The sequence below is a fragment of the Streptomyces sp. BF23-19 genome (assembly GCF_041106355.1).
In the GTDB taxonomy this organism is placed as follows: domain Bacteria; phylum Actinomycetota; class Actinomycetes; order Streptomycetales; family Streptomycetaceae; genus Streptomyces; species Streptomyces virginiae_A.
Map to the genome: position 1 here is coordinate 23,538 of NZ_JBGBPT010000103.1, position 6,578 is coordinate 30,115.

Genomic DNA, 6,578 nt, shown 5'->3' on the forward strand with positions numbered 1-6,578 from the left:
CCGGCGGCCGCCGCACGCGGCACCGGACGAGTACAGAACCGAACTTCAGGAGGGGCAGAACCGCATGTGTGGAATCGTCGGTTACATCGGCAAGCGTGACGTGGCACCGCTGCTGCTGGAAGGCCTGCAGCGGCTCGAGTACCGCGGATACGACTCCGCGGGCATCGTGGTCAACACCCCGAAGGCCCCGGCCCTCAAGGTCGTCAAGGCCAAGGGCCGCGTCCGCGAGCTGGAGTCCCGCGTTCCCAAGCGCTTCGCCGGCACCACCGGCATCGCCCACACCCGCTGGGCCACGCACGGCGCCCCGAGCGACATCAACTCGCACCCGCACCTGGACCCGGAGAACAAGGTCGCCGTCGTCCACAACGGCATCGTCGACAACTGCTCCGAGCTGCGCGCCAAGCTCGAGGCCGAGGGCGTCGTCTTCGTCTCGGAGACCGACACCGAGGTCATCGTCCACCTGATCGCCCGCTCCGAGGCCGACTCCCTGGAGGAGAAGGTCCGCGAGGCGGTCAAGGTCATCGACGGCACCTACGGCATCGCCGTCATGCACGCCGACTTCCCCGACCGCATCGTCGTCGCCCGCAACGGCTCCCCCGTGGTGCTCGGCATCGGCGAGAAGGAGATGTTCGTCGCCTCGGACGTCGCCGCGCTGGTCGCCCACACCCGCCAGGTCGTCACCCTCGGCGACGGCGAGATGGCCACCATCAAGGCCGACGACTTCCGCACCTACACGACCTCCGGCACGACGACCAACGCCACCCCGGAGACCGTGGAGTGGGAGGCCGCCTCGTACGACATGGGCGGCCACGACACCTACATGCACAAGGAGATCTCCGAGCAGCCCGACGCGGTCGACCGCGTGCTGCGCGGCCGCATCGACGACCGCTTCAGCACCGTGCACCTGGGCGGCCTGAACCTGGACCCGCGCGAGGCGCGCGGCATCCGCCGGGTCAAGATCCTGGGCTGCGGCACCTCGTACCACGCGGGCCTCATCGGCGCCGGCCTCATCGAGGGCATGGCCCGGATCCCCGCGGACGCCGAGCCGGCCTCCGAGTTCCGCTACCGCAACCCGGTCGTCGACCCCGACACCCTCTACATCGCGGTCTCCCAGTCCGGTGAGACGTACGACGTGCTCGCCGCGGTGCAGGAGCTCAAGCGCAAGGGCGCCCGCGTCCTCGGCGTGGTCAACGTGGTCGGTTCCGCGATCGCCCGCGAGGCCGACGGCGGCGTGTACGTGCACGCCGGCCCCGAGGTCTGCGTCGTCTCCACCAAGTGCTTCACCAACACGGTCGTGGCCTTCGCGCTGCTCGCCGTGCACCTGGGCCGCATCCGGGACCTCTCGGTCACCGACGGCAAGCGGATCATCGAGGGCCTGCGCAAGCTGCCCGCGCAGATCCAGGAGATCCTCGAGGGCGAAGAGGACATCAAGAAGCTGGCGGCCGAGTACGCCGAGGCCAAGTCGATGATGTTCATCGGCCGGGTCCGCGGCTACCCGGTGGCGCTGGAGGCCTCCCTCAAGCTGAAGGAGATCTCCTACATCCACGCCGAGGCCTACCCGGCCTCCGAGCTCAAGCACGGCCCCCTCGCCCTCATCGAGCCCTCGCTCCCGACGGTCGCGATCGTCCCCGACGACGACCTGCTGGAGAAGAACCGCGCGGCGCTGGAGGAGATCAAGGCCCGCAGCGGCCGGATCCTCGCGGTCGCCCACCGCGAGCAGGAGAAGGCGGACCACACCATCGTGGTCCCGAAGAACGAGGACGAGCTGGACCCGATCCTCATGGGCATCCCGCTCCAGCTGCTGGCGTACCACACGGCCCTGGCCATGGGCCGGGACATCGACAAGCCGCGCAACCTGGCGAAGTCGGTCACCGTCGAGTAGGCGCCCCGCTCACCGCACGCGAACGCCCCCGGGACCCACGGTCCCGGGGGCGTCCCCGTTCAGTCGACGACGGCGGTGGCCTCGACCTCGACGAGATGCTCGGGGACGTCCAGTGCCGCGACGCCGACGAGCGGGCGCCGTTCCCCGGCACACGCGTACGGCCCCCCGGATCGTCCGGGGGGCCGCGGGTGGGGTGCCGGTCAGCTCGCGGCGACCGCGCCGCCGCTGCGGGCCTTGCCGAAGGCCATCGGCCAGTGGGCCAGCGCCGCGGTGGCGCCGTACCAGGCCAACAGTCCGGAGACGGCGGCGACCCAGCCGCCCGCCTTGGCGAGCGTGCCGTTGTCCACGAACGCGCCTATCGCCAGCAGGAGCAGCGACAGGGTCAGCAGGGCGTAGACGCCCTGGCTGAACAGACCGCTCGCGGCGGCGACCGTGAGGGTCAGCGCGAGCATCGCGAACAGGACAAGAAACGTTCCGGCGGCTTCGTCGGAGACCGAGCCGCCCGCGCCCTTGGCCCAGGTGAACCAGAAGATGCCGAGGCCCGCGAACGCGGTGCCGTTGAACCCGTCGCCGCCGCGGTACTCCAGGAGACCGAGGAGGAACAGGGCCGCGCCGCCGACGTACATCGCGAGCGACGCGGAGTTGGCAGCGGACACACCGTCGATGACACCGGTGTGGCCGATACCGAATGCGAGAAGGGTGAGACCCAGGGCGATGTTCCCGAGGGTCGAAGTCGAGGCCGTGCTTCCCGCAGAGACACCATTGTCCACGGCGGGCTCCCTTCGATCTGCAGTTGTTTGCTGCGTCCCAGCAGCATTTATCTACCCTTTACACGGGGGCACAACCGCACAAGCGACTTAACAGGCGGTCACGAAACGACAACGGCGAGCGATCGGATCGGTCATCCTCTCGCTCGCTCGAGGGAACGTCACGAAATCCGGGCGGACCCGGGGGCGGTCAAGGAATGACGACGACGGGTCGCTGTGCGCGCTTGGCCAGTCGGCCGGCGACCGATCCGAAGATCCGGCCCACGATGCCGTGCGTGGAGCCGACCACGATGGCGTCGGCCGAATACTCCCGGCCGACCTCCTCCAGCTCATGGCAGATGTCACCACCGCGCTCGACCAGGATCCACGGCACTTCGGACAGATAGTCCGCGCAGGCGAGCTCCAGCCCGAGCACCTCGGTGCGGTGGTCCGGCACGTCGACGAAGACGGGCGGCTCACAACCGGCCCACACCGTGGTGGGCAGCCGGTTGGCGACGTGGACGATGATCAGACCGGATCCGGAGCGACGGGCCATGCCGATCGCATAGGCGAGCGCACGCTCACTGGAAGTGGATCCGTCGAATCCCACAACGACCCCGTGCCGGAAGGCCGGATCGCAGTGCACGCGTGTCTGTTCCACCGCGCGCAGATCGGCGGCCGACGAGGGGTCGACGACGCGTTTGCGCTTGCGGTCCGCGGGTTCGGAGAATTCGTGACCGGCCATGAATGTCTCGGCGAAGAGGTCCTTGGAGGAAGCAACAGGGGCGAAATCGGCGACGCAGTGTGACGGAGCTCTGTCCGGGAAGCATCTTCCCAAGCCCATACCCACCAGGGTACGGCGACACTCCTATCCTGCACAGGGCATGCCGCCCTTGGAGAGCGTCCCAGGGAGCATGCCGGAGCGAGCGCGCCTTGGCAATGACCCCTGTCCCCTACAGCCAGTGACGAGAGCGGCCATCGCCACCCGTTGGCGCAGTGACCGAGCCCCGCCGCCGGGCGTTGGGACATGCGTCCGACCTTCAGGTAAGAGCCCGCAGGGAGTACGCCGTGCCCGGTCATCCGGTTCACCCCGTCCAGCCAGCTCAGCCGACGCAGTCCGTCCGGTCCCTCCAGAACGCCGACCCCGCCCCGCACTTCACGCCGTCCGCCCGCTCCGCCCTTCACCCGTCCGTGCGTTCCGCCGGACACCCCCACGACGACCCCGCGGGTGACGTCGTGCGCTGGGCGGCCTTCAGCTGCCTGCTCGTCCCCGTGGTCCTCGTCGTCTACGGAACCTCCTACGGCGGGGCCGCCGTCGCCACCCTCGGCCTGCTCGCCGTGACCGCCGCGTGCCGGATCCTGTTGCGCCACTCGGAGAAGAACCAGCGGGCCGCGGCCCGACTGCGGGCGGAGGAGTCCCTTCCACCGGCCCACCGCGGCCGGCACTCGCGCGCCGCCGCCGGGAACCACCGCGGTTGCCGGGGCTCCGGCCCCCTCTCCCCGCAGGACTGACTCATTCGCACACCCACACACGCATGTTTTCAGCCAACTTCCCGGCAGGGTGCCCTCCTTGCCGGAATGTCCCACCGTCCCCCTCACCACCAGCGACGACAGGCCTCGGGGGGCGTTCCGGCCCTACAGGTACTGGCCATGGCCGGGGACCACGCTTCCCGTTCGGGTAGCGGAGTGGAACGCTTACTGATCGAATGCTTTTCGCCAAGTTGAGAAGTCGACATAGCGCTGCGTGCTGAACTTGTCACGCCGACACCACGGGACGCAGTAGATTCGATCATGTATTTACGGCGGGGGATCCACGTGCAAGGCCGAGGGGAAACGTGCAGGTGCGACCAGACCAAGGAGTCGCGACACCCAAGGGGGGCTTAGCGCCATGAGCCAGGATTCCACCGCCGTCGTCACAGACGCCGGCAGGAAGCTCGCGGGGCGTCGCCGCAGGGAGATCGTCGCGGTGCTGCTCTTCAGCGGCGGACCGATCTTCGAGAGCTCCATTCCACTTTCCGTGTTCGGCATTGACCGGCAGGACGCGGGAGTTCCACGCTATCGATTGCTCGTGTGCGCCGGTGAGGACGGTCCGCTCAGGACCACCGGCGGACTCGAACTGACCGCGCCGTACGGGCTGGAGGCGATCGCCCGGGCAGGAACGGTCGTCGTTCCCGCCTGGCGCTCCATCACTTCACCGCCTCCGCCCGAGGCGCTCGACGCACTGCGTCTGGCGCACGAGGAGGGGGCCCGGATCGTCGGACTGTGCACGGGAGCCTTCGTGCTCGCCGCCGCCGGTCTGCTGGACGGCCGGCCCGCGACGACGCACTGGATGTACGCGCCGACGCTGGCCAAGCGGTACCCGTCCGTCCATGTCGATCCGCGCGAACTGTTCGTCGACGACGGCGACGTGCTCACGTCCGCCGGCACGGCGGCCGGAATCGACCTGTGCCTGCACATCGTGCGCACGGACCACGGCAGCGAGGCGGCCGGGGCCCTGGCCCGCAGGCTCGTCGTGCCGCCGCGCCGGACCGGTGGCCAGGAACGCTATCTCGACCGGTCGCTGCCGGAGGAGATCGGCGCCGACCCGCTGGCCGAGGTCGTCGCGTGGGCACTGGAACACCTCCACGAGCAGTTCGACGTGGAGACGCTGGCCGCCCGCGCCTACATGAGCAGGCGCACTTTCGACCGGCGGTTCCGCTCGCTCACCGGCAGCGCCCCGCTCCAGTGGCTGATCACCCAGCGGGTGCTCCAGGCACAGCGACTGCTGGAGACCTCCGACTACTCGGTCGACGAGGTCGCCGGACGCTGCGGGTTCCGCTCGCCGGTCGCCCTGCGGGGTCACTTCCGGCGGCAGCTGGGATCCTCCCCGGCCGCCTACCGCTCCGCCTACCGGGCACGCCGGCCGCAGGCCGACGTGGCACAGGTGGCCGAGATCAACGCGGGTCCGGTTCCGCACCAGCGCACTCCGCAGCCCCACCGGGCGGCGGCGGCACTGGCCGCTTCGGGTCCCACGGTGACGGAGCTCTACGCTCCGGGCCGGGTCATGCGGGAACACGCCTGACCGCGCGCTGAGTACGACGCACGAGGGTCCTCCATCGGCCACCGCCGATGGGGGACCTTCCGCATATGCGGTCCGCGCCCCGGGGGACCGCATAAGGTGGGACACATGAACGATCGCATGGTGTGGATCGACTGCGAGATGACCGGGCTCTCGTTGACGGACGACGCACTTATCGAGGTGGCCGCACTGGTCACCGACTCGGAGCTCAACGTGCTCGGCGAAGGCGTGGACATCGTGATCCGCCCGCCGGACGCCGCCCTGGAGACCATGCCCGACGTGGTCCGCGAGATGCACACCGCCTCCGGCCTGCTCGACGAGCTGGCCGGCGGGACCACCCTCGCGGATGCCGAGGCCCAGGTCCTGGCCTACGTGCGGGAGCACGTGAAGGAACCCCGCAAGGCGCCGCTCTGCGGAAACTCGGTCGGCACCGACCGCGGCTTCCTGCTGCGCGACATGGCCGCGCTGGAGAGTTACCTGCACTACCGGATCGTGGACGTGTCCTCGGTCAAGGAGCTGGCGCGCCGCTGGTACCCGCGGGCGTACTTCAACAGCCCGCCGAAGAACGGCAACCACCGGGCGCTGGCGGACATCAAGGACTCCATCACCGAGCTGCGCTACTACCGGGAAGCGGTCTTCGTACCGCAGCCCGGGCCCGACTCGGACACGGCCCGCGGCATCGCCGCCAAGCACACGGTGCCGGGCGCGTAGACCCCCGCGCCGACCCTCCGGAGGGGGTGCGGGAAAAGGGTGGAGCGAGCACCCTCCCGGACCCTGTACCCTTTTCTTCGGCCGGTCGGTTTTCCGACCGGACATGGTGGGTGTAGCTCAGTTGGTAGAGCACCTGGTTGTGGTCCAGGTGGCCGCGGGTTCAAGTCCCGTCACTCACCCT

Annotated in this window: 6 protein-coding genes and 1 tRNA gene; 5 read left to right on the forward strand and 2 right to left on the reverse strand. The window is 69.7% G+C overall.

Going from position 1 to position 6,578, the window contains the following annotated elements; all coding sequences use genetic code 11:
• The first annotated feature begins 64 nt into the window (after window positions 1-64).
• Window positions 65-1,882 carry a glutamine--fructose-6-phosphate transaminase (isomerizing) gene (gene glmS / locus AB8A24_RS37815; RefSeq protein ID WP_030716132.1) on the forward strand — a complete coding sequence of 606 codons (1,818 nt, stop codon included), beginning with the start codon at window positions 65-67 and terminating at the stop codon, window positions 1,880-1,882.
• Between the two features lie 200 nt (window positions 1,883-2,082).
• Here the strand turns inward: glmS and AB8A24_RS37820 are convergent, their stop codons facing one another.
• Window positions 2,083-2,652, reverse strand: a complete 570-nt coding sequence (locus tag AB8A24_RS37820; RefSeq protein ID WP_328963286.1) for a GPR1/FUN34/YaaH family transporter — start codon at window positions 2,650-2,652, stop codon at window positions 2,083-2,085.
• A gap of 187 nt (window positions 2,653-2,839) precedes the next feature.
• Window positions 2,840-3,373, reverse strand: coding sequence for a universal stress protein (locus AB8A24_RS37825; protein WP_030716138.1), 534 nt, complete (start codon window positions 3,371-3,373; stop codon window positions 2,840-2,842).
• Window positions 3,374-3,819: 446 nt separating this feature from the next.
• Between AB8A24_RS37825 and AB8A24_RS37830 the strand changes: the two genes are divergently transcribed.
• From AB8A24_RS37830 to AB8A24_RS37845, 4 genes are all read left to right on the forward strand, one after another.
• Window positions 3,820-4,140 (forward strand): hypothetical protein, encoded by a 321-nt coding sequence (locus tag AB8A24_RS37830; RefSeq protein ID WP_328965970.1) that lies wholly within the window; start codon window positions 3,820-3,822, stop codon window positions 4,138-4,140.
• A gap of 376 nt (window positions 4,141-4,516) precedes the next feature.
• Window positions 4,517-5,689 (forward strand): helix-turn-helix domain-containing protein, encoded by a 1,173-nt coding sequence (locus AB8A24_RS37835; RefSeq protein ID WP_030716144.1) that lies wholly within the window; start codon window positions 4,517-4,519, stop codon window positions 5,687-5,689.
• A gap of 105 nt (window positions 5,690-5,794) precedes the next feature.
• The gene (orn, locus tag AB8A24_RS37840) at window positions 5,795-6,397 is read left to right on the forward strand and encodes an oligoribonuclease (RefSeq protein ID WP_030716146.1); all 603 of its coding nucleotides are present in this window, start codon (window positions 5,795-5,797) and stop codon (window positions 6,395-6,397) included.
• Window positions 6,398-6,503: 106 nt separating this feature from the next.
• A tRNA-His gene (locus tag AB8A24_RS37845) sits at window positions 6,504-6,576 on the forward strand.
• The last annotated feature ends 2 nt before the right edge of the window (window positions 6,577-6,578 follow it).